This window comes from Dyadobacter sp. CY312, from assembly GCF_021390535.1.
Lineage (GTDB): Bacteria > Bacteroidota > Bacteroidia > Cytophagales > Spirosomataceae > Dyadobacter.
The window spans coordinates 296,042-318,754 of record NZ_JAJUXG010000007.1 but is presented as its reverse complement, the minus strand read 5'-3'; the positions used below and the strand labels follow the sequence as shown (position 1 = coordinate 318,754).

20 protein-coding genes are annotated in these 22,713 nt (G+C 42.7%); 16 read left to right on the top strand and 4 right to left on the bottom strand.

Annotation, left to right across the window (positions count from 1 at the left end; all coding sequences use genetic code 11):
- The first annotated feature begins 159 nt into the window (after positions 1-159).
- Together LZG71_RS11040 and LZG71_RS11035 are read left to right on the top strand one after the other, a co-directional pair.
- Complete coding sequence (locus tag LZG71_RS11040; protein WP_233820357.1) at positions 160-342, top strand: hypothetical protein; 183 nt, start codon at positions 160-162, stop codon at positions 340-342.
- Between the two features lie 56 nt (positions 343-398).
- A complete protein-coding gene (locus LZG71_RS11035) occupies positions 399-614 on the top strand; it encodes a hypothetical protein (RefSeq protein ID WP_233820356.1) in 216 nt (71 codons plus the stop codon).
- Positions 615-1,039: 425 nt separating this feature from the next.
- Here LZG71_RS11035 and hemA read toward each other — a convergent pair whose 3' ends face one another.
- Positions 1,040-2,299, bottom strand: coding sequence for a glutamyl-tRNA reductase (hemA, locus tag LZG71_RS11030; RefSeq protein WP_233820355.1), 1,260 nt, complete (start codon positions 2,297-2,299; stop codon positions 1,040-1,042).
- Between the two features lie 348 nt (positions 2,300-2,647).
- On the opposite strand from hemA, the gene LZG71_RS11025 reads away from it, so the two are divergent.
- Positions 2,648-3,928, top strand: a complete 1,281-nt coding sequence (locus LZG71_RS11025; protein WP_233820354.1) for a PAS domain-containing sensor histidine kinase — start codon at positions 2,648-2,650, stop codon at positions 3,926-3,928.
- 22 nt (positions 3,929-3,950) lie between these two features.
- Here the strand turns inward: LZG71_RS11025 and LZG71_RS11020 are convergent, their stop codons facing one another.
- Positions 3,951-4,517 (bottom strand): hypothetical protein, encoded by a 567-nt coding sequence (locus tag LZG71_RS11020; RefSeq protein WP_233820352.1) that lies wholly within the window; start codon positions 4,515-4,517, stop codon positions 3,951-3,953.
- A 114-nt stretch (positions 4,518-4,631) separates the two neighbouring features.
- Between LZG71_RS11020 and LZG71_RS11015 the strand changes: the two genes are divergently transcribed.
- The 6 genes from LZG71_RS11015 to aqpZ all read left to right on the top strand — a co-directional run bounded on the left by LZG71_RS11015 (position 4,632) and on the right by aqpZ (position 10,945).
- Complete coding sequence (locus LZG71_RS11015; RefSeq protein ID WP_233820350.1) at positions 4,632-5,717, top strand: acyl transferase; 1,086 nt, start codon at positions 4,632-4,634, stop codon at positions 5,715-5,717.
- A gap of 242 nt (positions 5,718-5,959) precedes the next feature.
- Positions 5,960-6,559, top strand: a complete 600-nt coding sequence (locus LZG71_RS11010) for a gluconate 2-dehydrogenase subunit 3 family protein (RefSeq protein WP_233820348.1) — start codon at positions 5,960-5,962, stop codon at positions 6,557-6,559.
- A gap of 91 nt (positions 6,560-6,650) precedes the next feature.
- The gene (locus LZG71_RS11005; RefSeq protein WP_233820347.1) at positions 6,651-8,369 is read left to right on the top strand and encodes a GMC oxidoreductase; all 1,719 of its coding nucleotides are present in this window, start codon (positions 6,651-6,653) and stop codon (positions 8,367-8,369) included.
- A gap of 149 nt (positions 8,370-8,518) precedes the next feature.
- Positions 8,519-9,706, top strand: coding sequence for an acyltransferase family protein (locus tag LZG71_RS11000; protein WP_255712890.1), 1,188 nt, complete (start codon positions 8,519-8,521; stop codon positions 9,704-9,706).
- Between the two features lie 52 nt (positions 9,707-9,758).
- Positions 9,759-10,154 (top strand): VOC family protein, encoded by a 396-nt coding sequence (locus tag LZG71_RS10995; RefSeq protein ID WP_233820346.1) that lies wholly within the window; start codon positions 9,759-9,761, stop codon positions 10,152-10,154.
- A gap of 50 nt (positions 10,155-10,204) precedes the next feature.
- Positions 10,205-10,945: an aquaporin Z gene (gene aqpZ / locus LZG71_RS10990; protein WP_310587753.1), complete on the top strand. Its 741-nt coding sequence runs from the start codon at positions 10,205-10,207 to the stop codon at positions 10,943-10,945.
- Positions 10,946-10,951: 6 nt separating this feature from the next.
- Here aqpZ and LZG71_RS10985 read toward each other — a convergent pair whose 3' ends face one another.
- Positions 10,952-11,446: a hypothetical protein gene (locus tag LZG71_RS10985; RefSeq protein WP_233820344.1), complete on the bottom strand. Its 495-nt coding sequence runs from the start codon at positions 11,444-11,446 to the stop codon at positions 10,952-10,954.
- A 321-nt stretch (positions 11,447-11,767) separates the two neighbouring features.
- On the opposite strand from LZG71_RS10985, the gene LZG71_RS10980 reads away from it, so the two are divergent.
- The 6 genes from LZG71_RS10980 (at position 11,768) to LZG71_RS10955 (ending at position 20,084) form a co-directional block, all read left to right on the top strand.
- Complete coding sequence (locus LZG71_RS10980) at positions 11,768-14,059, top strand: peptidylprolyl isomerase (protein WP_233820342.1); 2,292 nt, start codon at positions 11,768-11,770, stop codon at positions 14,057-14,059.
- Positions 14,060-14,141: 82 nt separating this feature from the next.
- On the top strand, positions 14,142-15,527 hold the full coding sequence (locus LZG71_RS10975) for a peptidylprolyl isomerase (protein WP_233820341.1): 1,386 nt from the start codon (positions 14,142-14,144) through the stop codon (positions 15,525-15,527).
- Positions 15,528-15,578: 51 nt separating this feature from the next.
- A complete protein-coding gene (locus tag LZG71_RS10970) occupies positions 15,579-16,541 on the top strand; it encodes a MoxR family ATPase (RefSeq protein ID WP_233820340.1) in 963 nt (320 codons plus the stop codon).
- 96 nt (positions 16,542-16,637) lie between these two features.
- Positions 16,638-18,230, top strand: a complete 1,593-nt coding sequence (locus LZG71_RS10965; protein ID WP_233820339.1) for an aldehyde dehydrogenase (NADP(+)) — start codon at positions 16,638-16,640, stop codon at positions 18,228-18,230.
- 19 nt (positions 18,231-18,249) lie between these two features.
- Entirely contained in the window at positions 18,250-19,014 is a 765-nt protein-coding gene (locus LZG71_RS10960; RefSeq protein ID WP_233820338.1) for a DUF1835 domain-containing protein, read from the top strand.
- Positions 19,015-19,106: 92 nt separating this feature from the next.
- Positions 19,107-20,084, top strand: coding sequence for a DUF1080 domain-containing protein (locus tag LZG71_RS10955; protein ID WP_233820337.1), 978 nt, complete (start codon positions 19,107-19,109; stop codon positions 20,082-20,084).
- Here the strand turns inward: LZG71_RS10955 and truA are convergent, their stop codons facing one another.
- Complete coding sequence (truA, locus tag LZG71_RS10950; protein WP_233820336.1) at positions 20,085-20,834, bottom strand: tRNA pseudouridine(38-40) synthase TruA; 750 nt, start codon at positions 20,832-20,834, stop codon at positions 20,085-20,087.
- A gap of 172 nt (positions 20,835-21,006) precedes the next feature.
- On the opposite strand from truA, the gene LZG71_RS10945 reads away from it, so the two are divergent.
- Positions 21,007-22,680, top strand: a complete 1,674-nt coding sequence (locus LZG71_RS10945) for a glutamine--tRNA ligase/YqeY domain fusion protein (protein ID WP_233820335.1) — start codon at positions 21,007-21,009, stop codon at positions 22,678-22,680.
- The last annotated feature ends 33 nt before the right edge of the window (positions 22,681-22,713 follow it).

Here is a 22,713-nt window from a genome sequence, read left to right as displayed (position 1 = left end):
CAAAAAATCATCAAAAAACAGCTTTATCCTGTTGCCTTCCTGCTTCGTCATTGCAATTTGGCAGTTTATCACAACAAATTTTCAACCCCGTTTTCATCTGCCACCTTTGTCATGTCATCAGAGACAACGTATCACTCAAAACATATAAAATTCAAACTCATGAAAACGACTATCAAATTCTTCGCAGTACTCTTTACAGCTTCATTTCTTTACAGCTGCCAGTCAGAAGAGGTTATACCTTCGGATGTACAGTATATACATCAAACCAATGCTCCTGGTGAAAGTACGCAGGATCAAGCCGTAAAAAACAATGGTTTGGAAAAGGAAAAAGTACAATTATAACAATACGGTTACCGAATTCATCAGTAAAAATTATTCATATCTAAAATCAAATCATCATGCTAGTAATTGTTTTAATCTCGTCTCTTTTATTGATCATTGCCGGAAAGTATGGAGTTAAATTCCTGAACTTCAACCCATCAGCAGGCAAGGCACTCACATGGATCGGACAGGCCGGTCTCGGCTTCCTTGTAGGATTCGCAGTGTATGCACATGGAGCGGATATGCTGGATGGTTTTTGGATGGGCTTCAACGATGCCAGAGGTAAACACTAGGTTGACATTTCCCTATCTTTTATAAGGTTATCAGAGCCATGAAAAAAAACCTAAAAATATTTAATACCCTTCGATCTATACGAACATCCTTGTCGTAAGTCTAAATATTCGAGTCGATCATTAGGATCTAATGCTAGATGTTGAATTAACAAAGATTTGGAATGTTGATAAAAACAGTTCTAGATTATTGTGGAGGGTAAGGTAATGCTTAGAGCGGTGGCCAACAGACTACCGCTCTTTTAATTTTATATCAACCAATCTGATTGAGTTGCGGGTTGAAAAACCAAAGCACATTCGTATAAATCTGTGCATCAGTAGCATTTTTTATTTGGAGTTACATACCTCATAAAATGAAAAACCCCGAAGAAACCATTGTTATTCTGGTTTTCCGGGGCCTTATATGAGCCATAGTAATTATTCAATTCTTAATGACGTTCCTTTTCTTTTTCCAGATTGAAAAGATCATTCAGTACGTCTATCAGCGTCTCAGCTTCTCCACGTTTGCAGGCAGCCTTCAATTGCAACACAGGCAGTTTAAGTATTTTTTGCATCATGCTAGTGGTAATACGCTCTACCTTTTCAAGTTCCGCATCGTTCAGATTTTTGGTAAAGCGGGTAAGCTCTTCTTTCCGGATCTGCTCCAAAGCTCCTTTCAATTTTTGAATGGTAGGCGAAACAATCATCTCCTTTGACCAATCGTTGAATTCCAGTACAGCCTCGTCAATAATTTCACGAACATGAGGCACGGCTTCCAATCTGCGGTGAAGTGCTTCGTCGGCTCTGCTTCTGATGGAATCAATGGTGTAAAGCATCACACCCGGTATTTCCTCAACTTCCGGAGATACACTGCGCGGCACAGAGAGGTCAATAAAATATTTAAATGACATCCCGCGAAGACGTACCATCATTTCTTTGGTAAAGAAAGGTTCGTCGCGGGCTATTGAAGATATGATGATATCTGCATTGGCTACCTCAGCTTCAATATCATTAAAATTGGCAACTCTGAATCCAAGCTCCTGCGCAAGCACATCGGCTCTGCTTCTGGTGCGGTTAATGATGGTAACATCTGCATCTGCCTTTTGAGCAAGATTACGGCATACATCACTACCTATTTCTCCAAGACCAACAACCAGTATTTTAGGATTTGGCATGAGCCCTTCCAGCAACTCCACTGCGGCATAAGATACCGAAGCAGCGCCATCACGGAAAAATGTTTCCTGAGCAACTCTCTTATTTGCAAAAAATATGGTATGAAGCAAACGGTGTAAAAACGGTCCTGCCAGATTGAGATCTGCCGTCCACTGATAGGCATGTTTGATCTGGTTAGGAATCTGCATGTCTCCCACTACCTGAGAATGCAAGCCGGTAGCAACTTCAAACAAATGCTGCACCGCACTTTCTCCTGCCGAAAACCTTTCGAAGTAATTCAGGAAAGGTTCAACATCAGAAATACCTTTTTCAATCAGAAGAAGTTTGATAATTTCCTCGTTCAAATCCTCCGAAGCCGAGTAATATATCTCTGTACGATTGCAGGTAGAAACGGTCAGAACATCCGTAACATCAAAGAAATCCTTCAAACGGAGCATTATACCCTTAGCGCTGTCCTCATTCAGTGCAAGCTGTTCCCTAATTGCGAGAGGGGCCTTCCGGTGTGATAAACTTATTGATTTGAAATGATTATACATCACTGTTTCTAATTCTGATTACAAAAATACGGCACAAAACTTACAATAGGAAAGTGATTGAAAGAGTGATGGTTTATTTAGAAACTATACAAATAAAACCAACATTTCCTGTACAAATTTCCTGAGCTAACTTCTCTGTTTTTATGACCTGCATCATGTTATTTACTGATCTTACAGACAAACATTAAACACGTCACGATCCACTAAGCCGCATTATTTTTCGTTATTTGTGCACTTTCAGGTACTAATCCGGGCGAACAGACAACTGTTTGAAGTAATATATTGCTGAATATGAAATGAAGTGGAGTAACTTCGTTCGTTTTTATTTAAGTACACAATCGGATACCGATGAATACTGAAACTCCGAAAGAAAAGCCTAAGTTCCGTCTCCGTCCGGTTGCACTGCTCAATAGCGATCGGCTCAGAAGGTCATTGACCGACTTTTACGATCAAAAGATATTTTTGAAATACATGATCGGAATCATTCTCCTGGTTTTGAGCATCGGGTCATTATTTTATACCAGTAATCTGGTTGATAAACTCGAAGAGCGGGAGGAACGGGAAGTTATCTTGTATGCAGAGCTTGTAAGGACCATTACTACCACAGACGTAAATGAAAACATCACTGTAATTTTGCAGGTGATACAAGATGCAGTAAATTTCTACCAAATCCCGGTTATATATGCCGATGGAAATAGCCTTGGCTATCAACACATCAATATAGATATTCCTAAAAATGCTACTTTGAAGGAAACAGAGCGTATCATTGAAGAGCGCCTGGCTGTGATGAAGCAGGAACATGCGCCTATTCCTGTTGAGATTGCCAAGGGCAAAACCGGTTACATTTATTATAGTAACTCATTTTTGCTTACACAACTTCGATATTACCCGTTTATACAGCTATCCGTAATGCTCTTGATCGGCTATCTGGCTTATCTGGCATTCAGTTCGGCGAGAAAAGCGGAGCAGAACCGTGTATGGGTAGGTTTAGCAAAAGAAACGGCGCACCAACTGGGTACACCATTGTCATCATTGATGGCCTGGGTAGAATACTTTCGCAGTGATCCCAACATTGACCCCTCCATCGCCGACGAAATAGAGAAAGATGTGATCCGTCTTGAAATGATCACCACACGGTTTTCAAATATAGGATCTGTTCCGCTGATGAACGACGAGCCGATTGCTGAGATCGTGACTGACTTCATTACTTATTTACAAAAGCGGGTTTCTTCAAAAGTAAAATTTTCTGTTGACAACCAACTTGTTCCGGAACAAACGGCTTCGCTTAACAAGAACCTGTTTGAATGGGTAGTTGAAAATATCTGCAAAAATGCTGTGGACGCAATGGGCGGTATTGGAGAAATAAATGTGACATTACAAGCCCCGCCACAAACCAATCAGATTATGATTGATATTTCCGATACAGGAAAAGGGATGACAAAAGTAAATATGAATAAAATTTTCAATCCCGGATTCAGTACCAAAAAACGCGGATGGGGTCTTGGTCTCACGCTTGCTAAACGGATCATTGAGAATTACCATGCAGGTAAGCTTTTTGTAAAAAGCTCCGAACTTGGAAAAGGGACCACATTTAGAATTGTGCTGCCAGCGGCAGTTATTGAGGATTAGTAAAAATATAAGTTCAAGAAAGTTACTCTCTTGGAACTGGAACTTTTACAAAATCTCCCTCCGGTACTGTGACTTGATTACTGATGTTAAATTTTCTATCAATAACTCTAACTTTATATCTTCTCTCAGCCTGGACGTATGAATTAAGAACTGGATTTCTGATGTACATATCCAGAGTTCCTTTTATTGGTCCGGGTTTACTGTCTGTTTTCAGTTCTGGAAAAAAGTTGACACTGTCATTAGGAAAAATTACTTCGCTCCAAGTTCCATTGGACAACTTAGTCATGGTCACCACCTCATAGTTAGCAGGTAGTCCCCAATCAGAAACTGCCGCATATCTTAAAGAAACTGGATTTTCACCTTGCAAATCTCTGGGATTAACGCCCAAATCGCCATCTCCGTCTTCAAACCGAATAGACAATACTACCATTTCAACCCTTTGCGTGGAACCCCCATCCAAGGTATCAATCTGGGTAAACTGGCTTAAACCATTGTAAGAAATAACAGGAGTGTCCTTAAAATCTGGTATATCCACGCAACTGCTGATTGCAATGGCCGGGAATAAAAACGGGAGTAGTTTAAATTTCATATATTCTGGTATAAACAAACATGAAAGAAAGGTTCATCGTAAACTTTCTGCCGCCATTTCGCATTTATTACTTTGTCAGTCTAACTTTGTTCTTTAATTACGAAAGTAACAGTATTGAAATTGCCAAGCAACAAATCTTTTTCGGAAATACGTAACACATTACGTCAACAGATCATTGACCTCAAGCCCGCAGGCTTCCTTGACCTGGCTTTACAGATATTTCGTTATCAGGCTTCCCACAACCCGGTGTACAACCAATATCTGTCGAATCTGAAAATAGATGTAACCCAGGTAAAGCAACTGACAGAGATTCCTTTCCTCCCCATACAATTCTTCAAACACCACCTGATCGGAACCGGCCAGTTACCCACCCCTGTAGTTACATTTGAGAGCAGCGGTACCACCCAGACGAATGATATACGATCTACTGGCGCAGCAATTGTAACAAGCCGCCATGCATTGTATGACGATGCACTCTACACATCCGTTTCCACCCGCATCTTCGAACAGCATTACGGCCCGCTCGGCAACTACCATATATTGGCACTGCTGCCATCATACCTTGAACGAAACAATTCATCGCTGGTGTATATGCTGGACCATTTTATTAAGCAAACAGGTTCAGAGTATTCCGGCTTTTACCTTCACAATACAGTAGCAATGCTGGACCGGTTACGGTATCTGTCGGAACACCCGGATGGTAAAAATATCCTGCTTATGGGTGTAACCTTCGCCCTATTGGATCTTGCAGAAAGTGACACCGACTTTTCGTTTCTCTCTACGATGAAAAATCTGACTGTGATGGACACGGGTGGCATGAAAGGACGTCGCCAGGAATTGCTGCGTGAAGAGGTACATGACATTCTAAAATCTCGCCTGGGAGTCGCCAGCATTCATTCTGAATATGGCATGACTGAATTGCTTTCCCAGGGCTACTCCAATGGCGAAGGTATTTTTAACCCCGGTTACACCATGCGTGTCTTACTCCGGGATGTAAATGATCCGTTCTCCATTTATGATCACAATCTGGCTGCTTCTAAAACAGGCGGCATCAACGCGATAGACCTGGCCAATATCGATAGCTGCTCTTTTATAGAAACCCAGGATTTAGGAAGATTCGGAACCGATCCCGGATCGTTTTACGTAATGGGCCGATTTGACAACTCCGATATACGTGGCTGCAATTTAATGGTACTTTGAGCTACTAAAACAGCATATAGTTTATCATTTAGCGCCTTCCTAATCACCTTTGTTAAAGATTAATTTCTTTTTAATTTCTATATAAATCTGATTAACAGACAGATATTCAGCTTCGAATTATATAGAATTATTCTAAAAATCAGGAACTAAGATTATTTCCTAAATTAGCCAAATTGTTGTAATTGCATTTATCAAATGTATTATTACACTTTGGGATTATTAACCTTACTTAAGATAAGATAATGAAAAGACGTGATGCATTAGGCCGTGTGGCACTATTGATGGGTGGCGCGCTTTCCGCCCCAACGATGCTGGCCTTTTTGGAGGGCTGCAAACAGGCGGGTGATGCGGCAACCGGAATTACATTTCCGTTTCCTGCTGAAAGGAAAAACCTGGTATCTGAAATTGCGGAAATAATTATACCAAAGACGGACACACCGGGAGCGAAAGATGCAAAAGTGGGTGAATTCGTAGAAATGATGCTAAAAGACTGCTACCCTGAAAAAGATCAGGCAAGCTTTAACAAAGGTCTACAGGAATTGGAGAAGAAAGATTTCTTAAAAGCCACACCTGAGGAACAGACCAAGATTTTGACAGAAATGGAAGCCGCAGCTAAGGAAGAAGCTACCAAGGCGGGCGAAGAGAAAAAGAAATATACAGAAGCAGGCAAAGAATATACGGATGCCGGCGTCCCTTTCTTCCGTCTGATGAAAGAGCTTACACTGCTCGGTTACTTTACTTCCGAGCCCGGAGCTACGCAAGCTCTTGAATATGTAGCCGTGCCGGGACGTTACGATGGCTGCATCGACATGAAACCAGGACAGAAAAACTGGGCGATGTAATTATAAGCAAATAAGGAATAACGTGCATAAAGGTGAGTGAAGACAGCTATTCCTGCAATTAATCAATAACAAACTCTGAATATTATTCACAATGAATTTAAACATAAAAGCAACCAAACAAGCTACTTACGATGCGATCGTAGTAGGATCAGGAATAAGTGGCGGATGGGCAGCGAAAGAATTATGTGAAAAAGGCCTGAAAGTATTAATGCTGGAAAGAGGCCGGGATGTTAAGCACATTACCGATTATAAAACGGCAACACTTGCACCATGGGAACTGGAACACCGTGGACGTGTAACCACAGTCGCAAAAGAAGAATATTGGGCTGGAATGCGTACGGGATACACGGCAAATGAGGAGCACCGCCACTTTTTTGAAAATGACAAGGAAAATCCTTACAAGGAAACGCGTGGATTTGACTGGATACGTGCGTACCACACAGGTGGACGTTCATTGCTTTGGGGCCGCCAGAGTTACAGGTTGAACGCAGCAGATTTTGAAGCCAATGCAAAAGAAGGCATTTCAGTGGACTGGCCTGTACGTTACAACGAAATAGCTCCATGGTACGACTATGTAGAAAAATTTGCTGGTATAAGCGGAGCGAAAGATGGTCTGGACGTTTTGCCTGATGGTAACTATCTTCCTCCAATGCAGATGAACTGTGTAGAAAAAACTGTTAAGGGAGAAATCGAGAAAAAATTCGCTGGTCGTCATGTGATTATGGGGCGTGCAGCACATTTAACACAGCCTCAAAACTTCCATACAGAACTTGGACGTGCGGCTTGTCAGTTCCGTAATATGTGTATGCGCGGATGCCCCTATGGCGCGTATTTCAGTACGCAGTCATCCACTCTACCTGCTGCACAAAAAACCGGCAATCTTACTTTGATCAACGATGCAATCGTATCAGAGGTAATTTATGACGAAAAAGCGGAAAAGGTAACTGGTGTTCGCATCATTGACCAGAATACTTTGGAAACTAAAGAATACTATGCGAAGATCATTTTCATGAATGCTTCGGCAATTGCTTCGGCTTCCATTTTGATGAATTCTAAGTCGAAACGCTTCCCTAATGGATTAGGTAATGAAAGTGATCAGCTTGGCCGTAATATTATGGATCACCACTTGGCAGTAGGTGCTCGTGGTAACATGCCTGGCTATGAAGATAAATACTATTTCGGACGCAGAGCAAACGGTATTTACATTCCTCGTTACCGTAACTGGGGAAGCGACAAGCGTGATTATGTTCGTGGATTTGGATATCAGGGCGGTGCAAGTCGCGACAGCTGGGGACGTGGTGCCGGTATGGATGGGTTTGGAGCCGATTTCAAGAAGCAACTGACCGAACCGGGAGCATGGAATATGAACCTGGGCGGCTTTGGTGAAATGATACCCGACGAAAAAAATCGTTTTACTCTGCACCCCACTGAAAAAGACAAATGGGGATTGCCTGTGGTTGTATTCGACGCTGCTTACGGAGAAAATGAGAAGAAAATGCGTGTGGATATGATGAACGATGCAGCCGAAATGCTTGAAGCTGCGGGTCTTACCAACGTGACACCATACAACGACGAATCTAAACATCCGGGAATTGGTATTCACGAAATGGGTACTGCCAGAATGGGTAATGATCCTAAAACGTCGGTTCTTAACAAGCACAACCAAGTTTGGGGAGCAACCAACGTATACGTTACGGATGGCGCATTCATGACTTCGGCATCATGTGTGAATCCTTCTCTAACCTACATGGCCATGACAGCTCGTGCTGCTGACCATGCAGTGAAAGAATTGAAGAAAATGAATTTGTAGAATATTAATCGTCATTTGGCTGGTTTGATATTCATAGTCAAAACCTCATCGGGTAAAACTGGTGAGGTTTTTTCTTTTTATATAGCCCGATTGTCTCTGCATAAGGTAATCTCATCAGTTACTGCTATTATTCCTTAAACCTATTCACTTTGAACGAGTCGTCTTTATCTCCACAGCGGGTATCATCAGTTGATGCCTACCGGGGTTTTGTCATGTTCCTGATGATGGCAGAAGTGCTAAGGCTAAGCGACGTTGCAGAGGCGTTACCAAATAGTAGCTTCTGGGCATTTCTGGATTTCCATCAAAGTCATGTGCCCTGGGTTGGCTGCTCCCTTCATGACCTCATACAGCCCTCTTTCTCATTCCTGGTGGGCGTTGCGCTCCCCTATTCCATTGCAAGCCGCGCTGCAAAAGCTCAGAATAAAAGTATGATGTGGATTCATACAATTCGCCGTTCGCTTGTCCTGATATTTTTAGGCATTTTTCTCCGATCCATGCATAAGGAACAAACCAATTTCACTTTCGAAGATACGCTCACTCAAATTGGTCTTGGGTATCCTATACTTTTTGCTTTGGGCTTTACATCGGAACGGGTTCAATGGGGTGCACTTTTATCCATTCTGGTTGGGTATTGGCTTTTGTTCGCATTCTATCCATTGCCATCCGCTGGCTTCAATTGGGCAGAAACCGGAACCACAGCCGATTGGGAGTTTAACCTGAAAGGTTTTGCTGCTCACTGGAATAAAAACACAAATGCGGCCTGGGCATTCGATCGCTGGTTTTTAAATCTTCTACCGAGAGAGTCTCCATTCAGATTCAACGGAGGCGGGTACAGTACGCTTAGCTTCATACCTACACTGGGCACTATGATTTTGGGAATTATAGCGGGTCAATGGTTAAGAAACTTTCAAACCGGAGGAATTCTATTAAAAAAACTTGTTGTAACAGCTGCAATACTTTTCGCCATGGCTGTGCTACTGGATCTCACCGGAATTAACCCCATTGTAAAAAGAATCTGGACTCCGGCCTGGACGTTATTGAGTGGCGGCTGGTGTTTCTTACTTTTGGCTGGATTCTACTTCGTTGTTGACCTTAAAAACAAAAAAGGATTGTTTACCATGCTGATCATTATTGGCAGCAATTCCATTGCAGCATACTTGCTTGCCGATACGTTAGCAGGATTTATCCGCCATACTTTCGAAATCCATCTTGGCAACCATTATGATCTTCTATTAGGAAACCCGTACCGTACGCTGGTGAGTGGGTTCATGATTTTGTTTGTGGAAATCTGGATACTGAGAAGCATGTACAAAAAGAAAATTTTCATAAAGATCTGACGTGTAAATATTCGCAGGGCTATATTTGACACTTTTACAAAACAAACGTCAGATGCAATTCTTAAAATCAGTTCACCATATAGCGATCATTTGCTCGGATTATCAAAAATCAAAGCGGTTTTATACCGAAGTTCTCGGCTTTGACATTGATCGGGAAGTATATCGCGAAGCAAGGGATTCCTACAAATTAGACCTTTCTCTTGGTGGTCACTATTGTATTGAGCTGTTTTCATTCCCAAATCCGCCGGCCAGACCTTCACGTCCGGAAGCGCTCGGATTACGTCACATAGCATTCGTGGTGGATAACATTGAAGAAGCCGTCACTCATTTTCAGTCCAAAGGTGTTGAAACGGAACCCATAAGAATTGATGAATTCACGAACAAAAAATTCACCTTCTTCTCAGATCCGGACGACTTACCGATCGAACTTTATGAAGTTCATTCATAGTCATTTATAAATTCAGCAATAATTTAAACTACGTTTTCTTATAGTAAATCGTGACTGCACATAGACGATCCCGTCTATTCTGTAGTAAAAACACAAACACTATAAGAAGTATGAAAAAGTATTTAGCAGAATTTATCGGAACGTTTTGGCTTGTTTTAGGAGGTTGCGGGAGCGCTGCGCTTTCAGCTGCATTCCCCGAAGTAGGCATTGGTCTGTTGGGCGTTTCTTTCGCATTCGGTCTCACTGTATTGACCATTGCTTACTCACTGGGCCACATCTCGGGAGCACATCTCAACCCGGCAGTTTCGGTAGGATTATGGTTGGGTGGCCGGTTTACCGCTAAAGACCTTTTTCCTTACATCATCTCTCAGGTACTTGGAGGTATTGCTGCCGCCACAGTTTTGCAGATAGTGGTTACTGGTAACGGTAGCTTAATCGGGGACTTTGCGGCGAATGGCTACGGTGAGCATTCCCCCGGTAAGTATAGCATGAGTGCCGCCCTGATCACCGAGTTTGTGATGACTTTTATGTTTTTGATTGTGATACTGGGTGCAACAGATCGTAAGAGTTCACCAGGTTTTGCAGGATTGGCAATTGGTTTGGCACTTACCCTTATTCACCTGATAAGTATTCCGGTTACAAACACATCCGTGAATCCTGCGCGTAGTATCAGCCAGGCTATTTTTGTTGGAGGATGGGCGTTAGAACAACTTTGGCTATTCATTGTTGCTCCAATCGCCGGCGCTGCACTTGCAGCGATCGTCTACAAATTCATGAATGCAGAGGATTAAGTAGCATTAAAAAGCGACCCCGTGTCTCTTTCCCAGCTCTTGCTTAGACAGGATTTCATAAAATTCAGAGATCCTGTCTACATGTTCTCCCAACACACGACGAGCCTCAGAACCAAGTTCCATACTACTCACCAGTGAATTATATGATTGCAATACCAACCCCTCATTCTTTTTCAAATAAGTAGTGATCTGCTCCTTGTTCTCCAAATCTCCCATCTGTGTCTGATTGAGATTCTCTGACGGCAGTTCACCAAGTTCCTTATCTGTCAGCAAACATTTTACATAATCATATATCCAACGTATCTCCTTTTGGAAAAGCACAGCGCTAAAATGCCCCTGCGTTAATACCCTCCTTAACGGGCTCATACTGTCCTTCTTTAAAGCTTCAAGATACAGATTCTCCCTTCTTTTCTGATCTCCCCACAATGCACTGATTCTGAGAACGAAATCACCTTTTTGCACATTTTCCATAATCGTGTCCTTCATAATTGATATATCCATCAGTGACATAACAATTATGCCCGCACAACTTATAAACCATGGTTTAGAATTTAAGTATAACTCAACCTTTAATTAGTTACAAAACTTACCAAATCATTCGTTTTTGTAACAAGTCGGAGTGTCTTTGCGTATTGGTAACTGGGGAGATATCGCCTGACTTTATTCCCAACCGAAAGCACCACCGACTGAGGCGCTTTGCTGTTAAATTTTTATACTGAAGGGAAAGGGCATAACTTTGTTATCTTTTTCATAATAGAAAACCGGTGAAAACAGTTTTCTAGTTACATTTTTAGTTTTAATAGTTACGAATTCCGGATGAATATGTTAAAACCCCTTTTTATATTTTGCCTTCTTACCACATTCTTTTTTACTTCATGCCGCAAACCCGCACCCGTACAGCAGATCATACCGGCAGAGTCTGGTGCTCTTGTTGAAATTGGTTCGGAAAAATTTTCTCCTTCCGACTTTTTAGACTCTTACGAAAAAAACAAAGCGGCTGATTCAGTAAAAACACTCACTGCCGAAGAGTATCTGAATTTATATACTGATCTTAAAATCAAAGTACTGCAGGCGAAGAACGAAGGAAGAGACACTACATCAGCATTCAAGGAGGAGATCGGATCCTATAAGGAACAACTTGCAAAAAATTTCCTCGTGGATAAAGCTCTGGTAGAAAAACTTGCAAATGAGGCTTACAGCAGATTAAAGCAGGAAGTAAGAGCCTCACACATACTTATTGCGGTGGCAGAAGACGCCTCCCCCGCTGACACACTTGAAGCTTACAGGGCTGCTATTGCGCTTCGCGGAAGACTGGAAGAAGGATCTGATTTCGGCGATATGGCTTCCAGGTTTTCAAAGGATCCGTCAGCGGTTCAAAACAAAGGAGACTTAGGTTATTTCACGGCCTTTCAAACAATTTATCCTATTGAGAACGCAGCTTACTCACTTGCTCCCGGCAAAATATCACAGCCGGTAAGGAGCAAGACTGGCTACCACCTGATTAAAGTTACAGACAAACGTAACAACAGAGGCATGGTTCGCGTAGCACATATTATGATACGCCAGGATTCAACAGCAACACCTGTTCAAAATGAGTTGTCCAAAACAGCCATATTTGAAGCATACGACAAACTGCAAAATGGTGCAGACTGGAACGCCATTGTAGAAGCCTATTCGAATGACATGCAATCGAAGAAAAACCAGGGACTATTGCCGATGTTCGGTACGGGACAAATGGTACCTGAAATTGAAGAGGCAGCTTTTGGACTGAGCAAGCCGGGTAGTTTTTCGAAGCCCGTATTTACCATGTACGGTTGGCACATTGTGAAACTCGTTGAAAAACGTGGTATTGAAAGTTACGCAAACATGGCGACATCCTTACGCCAGAAAGTAGTTACAGATTCGCGTGGAAAGGTGTTGGAACAGGCAAATGCGTTGCGTTTAAGAAAAAAAATTAAACTAGAAGAGTTTCCCGAAGCCTGGAAACAGGTTGCTGCCTTAGCTGACAGTTCGATTCTGAATGGAAAATGGGATTACGCAAAAGCAGTTTCCGGAGATTGGTCCACCCTCCGCCTTTTCACAATCGGGCAAAAACAGTACTATGCACTGGAATTTTTGAACGACGTAAAACGTCAGCAGAAACCGAAACCAAAAGGTTCTTCTTTTGCGGTGGTTTTCAAAAAGCATTATGATGATTATGTAACAGCCAAATTGTCGGATTATGAAAAAGCCAACCTGGAAGAAACCAGCCCTGAATTTAAAAGTGTAATTGAGGAGATAAAGGAAGGTGTATTGCTATCGCAAATGATGGAAGAAAATGTATGGCAAAAATCCCTTGCTGATTCTGTGGGCCAGGTGAGGTTTTATGAAAAAAACAAAACCATGTTTCCCTTGCCGGAACGGGTTAAAGCGAGCCTCATTTCAGCTCCCGACACGCAGACTATTAACACAATCAGGAAGACCTTGTCTCAGAGTCCGTACAAATTGGAAAGAAAAGGAAGTGAGCTACTGTTTGCAGAAGGTGTGAATGACCTGAGCAAGTCACAAACGGAGGAACTGTTTGACCTTTTCGCCATCATGCAGAAAAACCCGGACTACCTCGTGGAAGTCGCAGGATACCATGCAGCCTCGGAACCCGAGTCCGTATCGGCAAGCAGAATTAAAAATGTTGTGAAATACCTTAATTCAAAAAACATTTCGATTGTAAGAATTATCGAAAAGGATTACGGCTCTTTCAGACAATCCATGGAACCTGCACGTAACCGAAGGATTGCATTTCAGTTTTATAGTAACTCGCGCAAAGATGTGGAGAAGGTTTATAATTCAGAATCAACCGATAACGTTATTATTCGTGATGGTTATTTCACCAAAGAAAATCCGTTACTAAATAAAGTAAAGTGGCAGACCGGCGAGCAGATCGTAACTGAAAATGGCAAAGCTACCTGGATACAGATCGACGCCATTGAGCCTGCCAGACTGAAAACCTTTATGGAGGCAAGAGGAAGTGTGATTAATGCGTACCAGAAAGAACTCGAAAAACAGTGGCTTTCAAACCTTCATCAAAAATATCCGGTGAAAGTGAATGAACAAGAATTAGAAAAAATCAAGCGTTAAAACGTATTTTAGCATTTTAAAACAAACGACAGGCTTTCGGAATACAAAACCCTGCTAAAAAGAGAAGAACTTAATAATCAATATGAATATAAATAAATTAGTTGCGATCAGTCTGTTCGCAATTTTATCGTTGGGTTCGAGCCTGCTGAGCTACGGACAAGGACAAAAAGGTGTTACGATCGACAAAATCATTGCCAGGGTTGACAACCACTACATTCTGAGCTCAGAGCTTGAAGAAATGTATGCGAGCTACAAAGCGCAGGGTCAGAAAGCACCTGAGAAATGCCAGTTGCTGGAATCTTTGATTATTAATAAAATGCTTCTTGCCAAAGCTGAAATTGACTCTGTGACAGTGGAAGAGAAAGAAGTTGATAATGAGCTTGACGGAAAGATGGGTTTTATGATTCAACGTTTTGGTTCCGAAAAGAACATTGTTGAAGCTTACGGAAAAAGCATTGAAAACCTGAAAACGGAATTACGCGGACAGGTTAAGGACCAGAAGATCGTTGAAAAAATGCAGCGTACAATTTCCGGTGACGTAAAAATTACCCCCAATGAGGTTCGTAAGTTTTTCAACTCCATCCCAAAAGACAGCTTACCTTACATTCCTGCGGAAGTGGAAATAGGCCACATTGTTCGTAAAGGAGAAGTTACCAAGGAGCAGAAAGACAAGTTGATCCAGCAATTACGCGATCTGAAAAGCCGTGCGGAAAAAGGTGAAGACTTTGCAATGCTTGCTCAGATTTACTCAGAAGACCTTGGTTCTGCGAAAAATGGCGGAGACCTTAACTTTGCTAAACGCGGCGCGATGCTTCCTGAATTTGAAGGCGCTGCACTTGCTTTGAAGCCAGGAGAGATGTCTGACATTGTGGAGTCACAATATGGTTTTCACCTTATCAAACTCATCGAAACGAGGGGAGCTGAATACCATTCACGCCACATCCTTTTGAGACCTGACTATAATAAGGGAACAGATATGACAGACGCACTCAATGTACTGGACAGTCTGCGCACTTTGATTACCACTGATACACTTACGTTTGCTCAGGCGGCGCGTGATAATTCGGAAGACAAGGAAACTGCTGAAGCTGGCGGGCTTTTACAGGACCGTAACACAGGACTTGGCCTTTTAACTTTGGATGCCTCTATGGATCCAGCTCTTTATTTCGCCATCGACACCATGAAAGTAGGAGACGTAAGCAAGCCAGTATCTTACCGTATGGAGGATGGATCAAGTGCGATGCGTATTCTCTGGTATAAAAGCAAATCGGAACCGCATACTGCCAACCTGCGCGATGACTATGAGAAAATTGCGCAGATTGTATTGAGTAACAAACGAAATAATGCTTTGGAAGAATGGTTCAAAAAGGCGCAGGGTGATGTTTACATCAGCGTGGAACCGGAATACAAAGATTGCAAAATACTAGGGCTGGACACTGGAGACGAGACCTGGCAAGCAGAAAAGTGAAGCCGGTGACCTGATACGAATGCCATTTAAGGAAAACTAATCATATACATTGTGAAGTACTCATCGGACGTTGAAGCTGCTGAAGCTATGAAAATAGCTTATGAAAAAATCCGTAGTGAAATAGGCAAAGTGATCGTAGGACAGGATGATGTTGTTAAGAAATTGCTGACTGCAATCTTTTGTCAGGGACATTGCCTTCTGGTGGGTGTGCCGGGATTAGCCAAAACACTGCTTATTCAAACTATTGCTTCATCGCTCGATCTCAAATTCAATAGGATACAGTTCACACCCGACTTAATGCCATCGGACATTCTGGGTTCTGAAACGCTGGATCAAAACAGAAACTTTAAATTCATTAAAGGACCTATTTTTGCCAATATCATTCTGGCAGATGAGATCAACCGGACGCCTCCAAAGACGCAATCTGCGCTCCTGGAAGCAATGCAGGAATATTCAGTAACCATCGCAGGTGCTAAACATAACCTGGACCGACCATTTTTTGTACTTGCTACACAAAACCCGATTGAGCAGGAAGGAACCTATCCGCTTCCGGAAGCTCAGCTTGACAGGTTTATGTTTATGATCCAGCTGGATTATCCGTCATATGCCGAAGAAGTCAGCATTGTAAAAAATACAACCAATGATGTGAAGCATCAGGTAAAAGAAGTAATCACCGCGGAAGAGATCATGGATTTTCAGCATCTTGTACGCCGTGTACCCGTTACGGACCATGTGATTGAATACGCTGTAAAGCTGGTTCACAAAACACGTCCCGCATCCGGACTGGCAGTGAAAGACACCAACGATTATCTGGAATGGGGCGCCGGACCACGTGCATCACAGGCGCTGATTCTTGCTGCTAAATGTAATGCCTTGCTTTCTGGCAAATATTCTCCCGATGTAGAGGATGTAAAAGCAATCGCATTGCCAGTACTCAGACACCGTATTATCAGAAACTTTAAAGCAGAAGCCGAAGGCATATCAGTAGATGATATCATCGCCCGTCTTGTTTAGATACAAGTTTTCGTAATCATTTGACACAGATTGTGCCAGTCTTTCGGGAATGGCACTTTTTTTGTTTTTAGATTTTAACTAAAAAATTCAATTGTTATGAACATACAAGGAAGAAATTATATAGGATACACGTTATCGTCTGAGGGGCAAAAAACCTTCCGTTCTTACGTTCCGGCTCAGGATGAATACCTGCCAGAAACTTTTCATTGCGCAACCCCGGACGAAACGGATCGTGCTATGAAACTGGCGGAAAAAGCATTTGACCAATACGCAGCCGTTCCTGCATCCAAACGTGCCGATTTCCTCATCGCCATCACGGAAGAAATCATGGCCTGCGGAGAGGAATTGTTGGAAAGAGCACATCTGGAAACCGGCTTACCATTACCACGTTTAAAGAATGAGCGGGCGAGAACAATTATACAACTTACACAGTTTGCAGATCTGATCCGTGAAGGTGCCTGGATTGATGCCCGTATTGACACTGCCCTACCCGACCGATCACCGGCTCCAAAACCGGATCTCAGAAAAATGCTCGTTCCCATTGGACCGGTCATAGTCTTTGGATCCAGCAACTTTCCTTTTGCATATTCTGTTGCCGGCGTTGATACCGGCCCTGCTCTGGCCGCCGGAAATCCCGTCATTGTAAAGGCACATGCAGCGCATCCCGGTGTGAGTGACCTTACAGCGCAGGCCATTATTAAAGCGGCAAAAAGAACCGGCATGCCGGACGGCGTTTTTTCAATGTTGTACGATGACGGCTTTGAAGTAGGCGCCGCATTAACCAAACACCCGGCAAGCAAAGCGGTCGGTTTCACCGGATCTTATAAAGGTGGGATGGCTCTGTACCGCATGGCGCAGGAACGAGAAGAACCTATTCCGGTTTATGCAGAAATGGGCAGTGTGAATCCGATTGTAGTATTACCAGAATATCTCAAAGACAATGCGGTTCAGCTGGGGAAAACACTTGCGGCCTCCGTTACATTAGGAGCTGGCCAATTTTGTACCAATCCCGGACTTGTTTTTGTGACAAACTCAGATGGTCTGGATACTTTTGAAAATGAATATAAATCGGAGGTTGAAGCGGTAGCCCCGGCAACGATGCTTACCGCGGGAATTTGCAAGGCGTTTTACAAACTAAAAGAAGAAGCTCAAACACAGGAAAATGTGACAGAGCTGGCCGTTTCTAAAATTTCATCTGACCTCAAAAATCAATCAGAAGCTACAATACTTCGTGTAACCGGACAGGCGTTCATAGCCAATCCGAAATTGCACGAGGAGATATTTGGTCCATTTTCTTTGCTGGTGGTTTGTAATGATTCCGAGGAACTGCTGGAAGTGATCAGTCATTTAAAGGGACAACTTACTGCCTCACTAATGGCTACTGAAAAGGAAGCCAGGAATTATCCTGAAATCGTGAAACAATTAGCCAAAATCTCAGGTAGGTTCATCATGAATGGTGTACCTACCGGCGTTGAAGTCTGCGCGTCCATGCATCATGGCGGACCGTTTCCATCGGCCAGCATAGCACAGTTTACCTCTGTCGGTCGGGATTCGATATTGCGTTTCGTTCGACCACAATCGTTTCAGGATTGGCCTGATGCGCTACTGCCACAAGAGCTTCAAAACGCAAATCCTTTGGGGATACATCGGTTGGTTAATGATGAGTTTACAATAGACAAGATTCAATAAAATATAATGCTTTTCACATATGACATTTCAAATCCTAAACGGCGACGCGCTTCTTGACCTGCTTCCCGAGAATATCCTTTCCGGTGTAATAATAGTTGCACGCGAATGTCTGGTCGATGGTCCTGTTTCAGGTGATACGTTGCCGGACTTTTGGAAGACACGAGCTTCCTTTATTGCTAATGAATACGGAGAAGAGCAACAAACGTATTTTACCGATGTTGTTACTGAATTCGATGAAATCATTGCCATTCCTGCCGGTTCGGAGGTGAATTTATGGTTTGAAGATGACCTTTTTTGCCAGGTGAACTTATGGTTTTGTATCTCACTGCTAAATTCAAGAGATGACCTGAAAGTTAATCTAATAAGACCACCTTTGACAGATAACCGCCCGGACTGGCGTGGATTTGGTGCATTGGATCGGAATGCATTAGCCAAAGCATATCAAGATCGCACGCTGCTTGGTGAAGAAGATATTGACTTACTCTCCAAACTGTGGATCGCTTTTAAAAATAATGATCGGCTACGAATGACTGAGTTGGCAACGAATGCGTCGGCTCATTTTCCATTTTTAGGTGAAGTTGTTCAGGCACATTTGGAAAGGCATTCTGATGACCATCAATCAGGACGTCCGGAAAACACTCTAAGGCAAATTCTTAAAGAAAATCCTGACCATGATTTTAAGACAATTTTCAAAGAATTTAGCCTCCGTGAAGGCATATACGGCTTCGGAGACTCTCAGGTTGAAAGCTTACTGAATAAATTACCAGAGTATAAAAACCGTTAAAAATATTTATTGCAAAAATGGATTGAAAAACCTGCGTTTCAAATCTTATTTTTTGGGTAAATTGACGGCCTTAAACGATTTAAACCAAACCTATGAATCACAAACTTAACCGCACAGTTCTGAGAAAATCTGCTCAGTTCCTTCTTTCCGCATTAGTTTTAACTACTTCGCCCGCAATAATGCAAGCCGGTGTTGAAAAGAGCATCCTGGCCGCTCCACCAATTGAAGGAAGATGGGATCTTACCATAGACGTTGACGGCAAGGCTTCGCCATCCTGGCTAGAAGTTAGACACTCAGGGAACAGCATGCTAATTGGCCAGTTTACCGGAATTTCAGGAAGCGCCCGTCCAATATCACGGGTATACTTCAACGAAGGAAAATTCACTTTTGCCATTCCTCCTCAATGGGAAAAAGGGACTGAGAATATGAAAGTGGAAGGCACGGTAAATGGCGACAAATTAACAGGAACCTTAACTACAAGCGAGGGAAAAACCTACAATTGGAAAGGTGTGCGTGCGCCATCTCTCAAACGTACCATAGCTCCAGCATGGGGAAAACCTGTTACTCTTTTCAACGGAAAAGATCTTACGGGGTGGCATGCAGAAGGTCCAAATCAATGGATTGTTAAGGATGGTGTTCTTGAGAGTCCTAAGTCAGGCTCAAACCTGGTGACAGATACAAAATATGATGATTTTAAACTTCATATAGAATTCCGTATACCAAAAGGAAGTAACAGCGGCGTGTATTTACGCGGACGTTATGAAGTGCAGGTGACTGACAGCAAAGGAATGGAGCCTGAACTGGATCAGATGGGCGCTGTATATGGTTTTATCAAACCAAGCGAAATGGTTGCAAAGGAAGCGGGTGAATGGAATACGCTTGATATTACCCTTGTAGGCAGAATGATCACGTTGGTAGCGAATGGAAAACCTGTAATTACAAATCAGGAAATACCAGGCATCACAGGCGGAGCCATCGACAGTAACGAAGGAGAGCCAGGCCCGTTGCTTATTCAAGGAGACCATGGTCCCGTTGAGTACAGAAACATTGTAATTACTCCGGGTAAATAATCAGGAAGCAGGCAAAAGTTCTTTTGGATAGCCTACTTCAACCAAAAATAGTCCCTCAGCCGGTGCCTGTGCACCGGCTTTTTTTCTGTCCCGGGCTATGATTACTTCCTCAAAACTCTCGATTGTTCTCTTCCCTTTTCCAACTTCAAGCATGGTACCAACCAATGCCCGTACCATTCCTCGTAAAAATCGGTTTGACTGAACGCTGAATACCAGCAAATCTCCCTTTTGCTCCCAAACTGCCTCCGTGATGGTACATCTAAAATTGTTGACCTGCGTGTGAATCTTACTAAAACTCTCAAAATCAATATATTTCAAAAGCAAAGCTGCGGCCTGGTTCATTTTTTCAACGTTCAGTTCGCCTCTTGAAACATAGGCCAAATTGTGCAAAAACGGGTTTTTATTTTGGCTGATGCGATACTCATAACGCCTGTGCGTGGCAGCAAAACGAGAATTGGTTTCCTCCGGAACAGCGTAGATATTTTGCACAGCTACATCTCTGGGAATTAGTCCGTTGATCTGGTATACAAGCTTTGCAGTATCCGTAATTTCATCAAAATCAAAATGTGCGAACTGCTCTTCCGCATGAACGCCGGTATCTGTGCGGCTGCTTCCTGTAATGTCAACCGGCTGTCTCAACACCTTGCTCATCGCCTCCTCTATCACCTGCTGCACACCGAGCGAGTTGTTTTGCTTTTGCCAGCCGTTGTAGGCAGTTCCTTTATAACTAAGTTGAATGAAATAACGCATGTTGCAAAAGTAGCGGAATAGGATTAAATATTACAAAACTCCATGCTGGCGACATTAATAATGAACTGCGTTTCAGTTGATTTTTTCCAACAATTGAAATGAAGGAAATAAAATATTTCCGGGATGACGTGAAGAACATTAACTTTGTCAATCGAAAAATTGTCAGCCTAGTATGATCACTGAAGAAAAAAAAGAAGATAAAAACCTGAATTTTATTGAAGAAATTATTGAGGCCGACTTACAATCAGGTAAATACACGCAGATTGTAACACGTTTTCCTCCTGAGCCAAATGGCTATTTGCATATAGGACATGCGTCCAGTATTTGCCTCAACTTTGGTCTGACTAAAAAATTTCCGGGATATACCAACCTGCGATTTGATGACACAAATCCGGTAACAGAAGATACAGAGTATGTAGAAAGCATTAAAAACGACATTCGCTGGATGGGTTTTGAGTGGGAAAACGAGCTATATGCTTCTGATTACTTCGATACACTTTATGAGTTTGCTTTAAAGTTCATCAAAGCGGGACTGGCGTATGTAGATGATTCCACTTCTGAGGAAATTGCAACATTAAAAGGTACTCCTACCGAACCAGGAAAAGACAGCCCATACCGCAGCCGCAGTGTGGAAGAGAATCTTGCACTTTTTGAGCATATGAAAAATGGCGATTTCCCTGACGGAAGCCGCACGCTTCGTGCCAAAATAGACATGGCTCACATCAACATGCTGATGCGTGATCCTATTTTGTACCGCATCAAACACGCACATCACCACCGGACTGGCAACAAATGGTGCATTTACCCGATGTACGATTTTGCACACGGACAAAGCGATTCCATTGAAAATGTAACGCACTCCATTTGTACATTGGAATTTGCCCCGCACAGGGAATTGTACGACTGGTTGATTGCTAATCTGGAAATATATCCATCGCATCAGTACGAATTCGCGAGAAGAAATGTAAATTATACCGTAACCAGCAAAAGGAAATTACTACAACTGGTTCAGGACAAACATGTGAATGGCTGGGACGATCCGCGAATGCCTACCATTAGCGGTATGCGCAGAAGAGGTTTTACGGCAGCCAGTATACGTGATTTTTGCGACCGCATAGGTGTGGCTCGCCGTGAAAACATGGTAGATGTTGGTTTGCTTGAATTCTGCGTACGCGAAGATTTGAACAAAAAGGCGCTTCGTCGCATGGCCGTCCTGGATCCTCTGAAAGTTACCATTACCAATTTCCCGGAAGGTGTTACAGAAATGTGTCATTCTGAAAATAACCCGGAAGATATTGAAGCAGGTGTACGCGAAATACCTTTCAGTCGTGAGATTTATATCGAAAAAGAAGATTTCATGGAAGTACCTTCCAAAAAGTACTTCAGACTTGCTCCTGGAAAAATGGTACGACTAAAAGGTGCATACATCATTCAGTGCGACGATTTGGTGAAAGATGAAAACGGTGAAATTACAGAGGTGCTTTGTTCATACATTGAAAACAGCAAAAGCGGACAAGATACGACGGGCATTAATGTGAAAGGAACCCTGCATTGGGTATCAGCAATTCATGCTGTTCCGGTAGAAATTCGCCTTTATGACAGACTTTTCTCAGTAGAAAATGTATCTACCGAAGAAGGTGACTTCAAGGATTACATCAATCCTGAATCACTCAGCATCATAACCGGCTATGCAGAACCTGCACTTGCCGATACGCAACCGGGAGATTCTTTCCAGTTTTTGCGTAAAGGATATTTTGCTACCGACACGGATAGCACTGCTGAGAAACCGGTGTTCAACCGTACGGTAACGTTACGTGATAACTGGGCTAAGGCGACGGAGAAGTAGATAAAAAAGTTTCACGCAAAGGCGCTAAGATTT

Bases quoted from the DNA above. Each gene is read 5' to 3' on its own strand.
- LZG71_RS10945 (WP_233820335.1), top strand. From the start codon at position 21,007: ATGATCACTGAAGAAAAAAAAGAAGATAAAAACCTGAATTTTATTGAA.
- LZG71_RS11025 (WP_233820354.1), top strand. From the start codon at position 2,648: ATGAATACTGAAACTCCGAAAGAAAAGCCTAAGTTCCGTCTCCGTCCG.
- LZG71_RS11020 (WP_233820352.1), bottom strand. From the start codon at position 4,517: ATGAAATTTAAACTACTCCCGTTTTTATTCCCGGCCATTGCAATCAGC.
- LZG71_RS10955 (WP_233820337.1), top strand. From the start codon at position 19,107: ATGAATCACAAACTTAACCGCACAGTTCTGAGAAAATCTGCTCAGTTC.
- hemA (WP_233820355.1), bottom strand. From the start codon at position 2,299: ATGTATAATCATTTCAAATCAATAAGTTTATCACACCGGAAGGCCCCT.
- LZG71_RS10985 (WP_233820344.1), bottom strand. From the start codon at position 11,446: ATGGATATATCAATTATGAAGGACACGATTATGGAAAATGTGCAAAAA.
- LZG71_RS11040 (WP_233820357.1), top strand. From the start codon at position 160: ATGAAAACGACTATCAAATTCTTCGCAGTACTCTTTACAGCTTCATTT.
- LZG71_RS10975 (WP_233820341.1), top strand. From the start codon at position 14,142: ATGAATATAAATAAATTAGTTGCGATCAGTCTGTTCGCAATTTTATCG.
- LZG71_RS11005 (WP_233820347.1), top strand. From the start codon at position 6,651: ATGAATTTAAACATAAAAGCAACCAAACAAGCTACTTACGATGCGATC.
- LZG71_RS10980 (WP_233820342.1), top strand. From the start codon at position 11,768: ATGTTAAAACCCCTTTTTATATTTTGCCTTCTTACCACATTCTTTTTT.
- LZG71_RS11010 (WP_233820348.1), top strand. From the start codon at position 5,960: ATGAAAAGACGTGATGCATTAGGCCGTGTGGCACTATTGATGGGTGGC.
- LZG71_RS11035 (WP_233820356.1), top strand. From the start codon at position 399: ATGCTAGTAATTGTTTTAATCTCGTCTCTTTTATTGATCATTGCCGGA.
- LZG71_RS10995 (WP_233820346.1), top strand. From the start codon at position 9,759: ATGCAATTCTTAAAATCAGTTCACCATATAGCGATCATTTGCTCGGAT.
- LZG71_RS10965 (WP_233820339.1), top strand. From the start codon at position 16,638: ATGAACATACAAGGAAGAAATTATATAGGATACACGTTATCGTCTGAG.
- truA (WP_233820336.1), bottom strand. From the start codon at position 20,834: ATGCGTTATTTCATTCAACTTAGTTATAAAGGAACTGCCTACAACGGC.
- LZG71_RS10960 (WP_233820338.1), top strand. From the start codon at position 18,250: ATGACATTTCAAATCCTAAACGGCGACGCGCTTCTTGACCTGCTTCCC.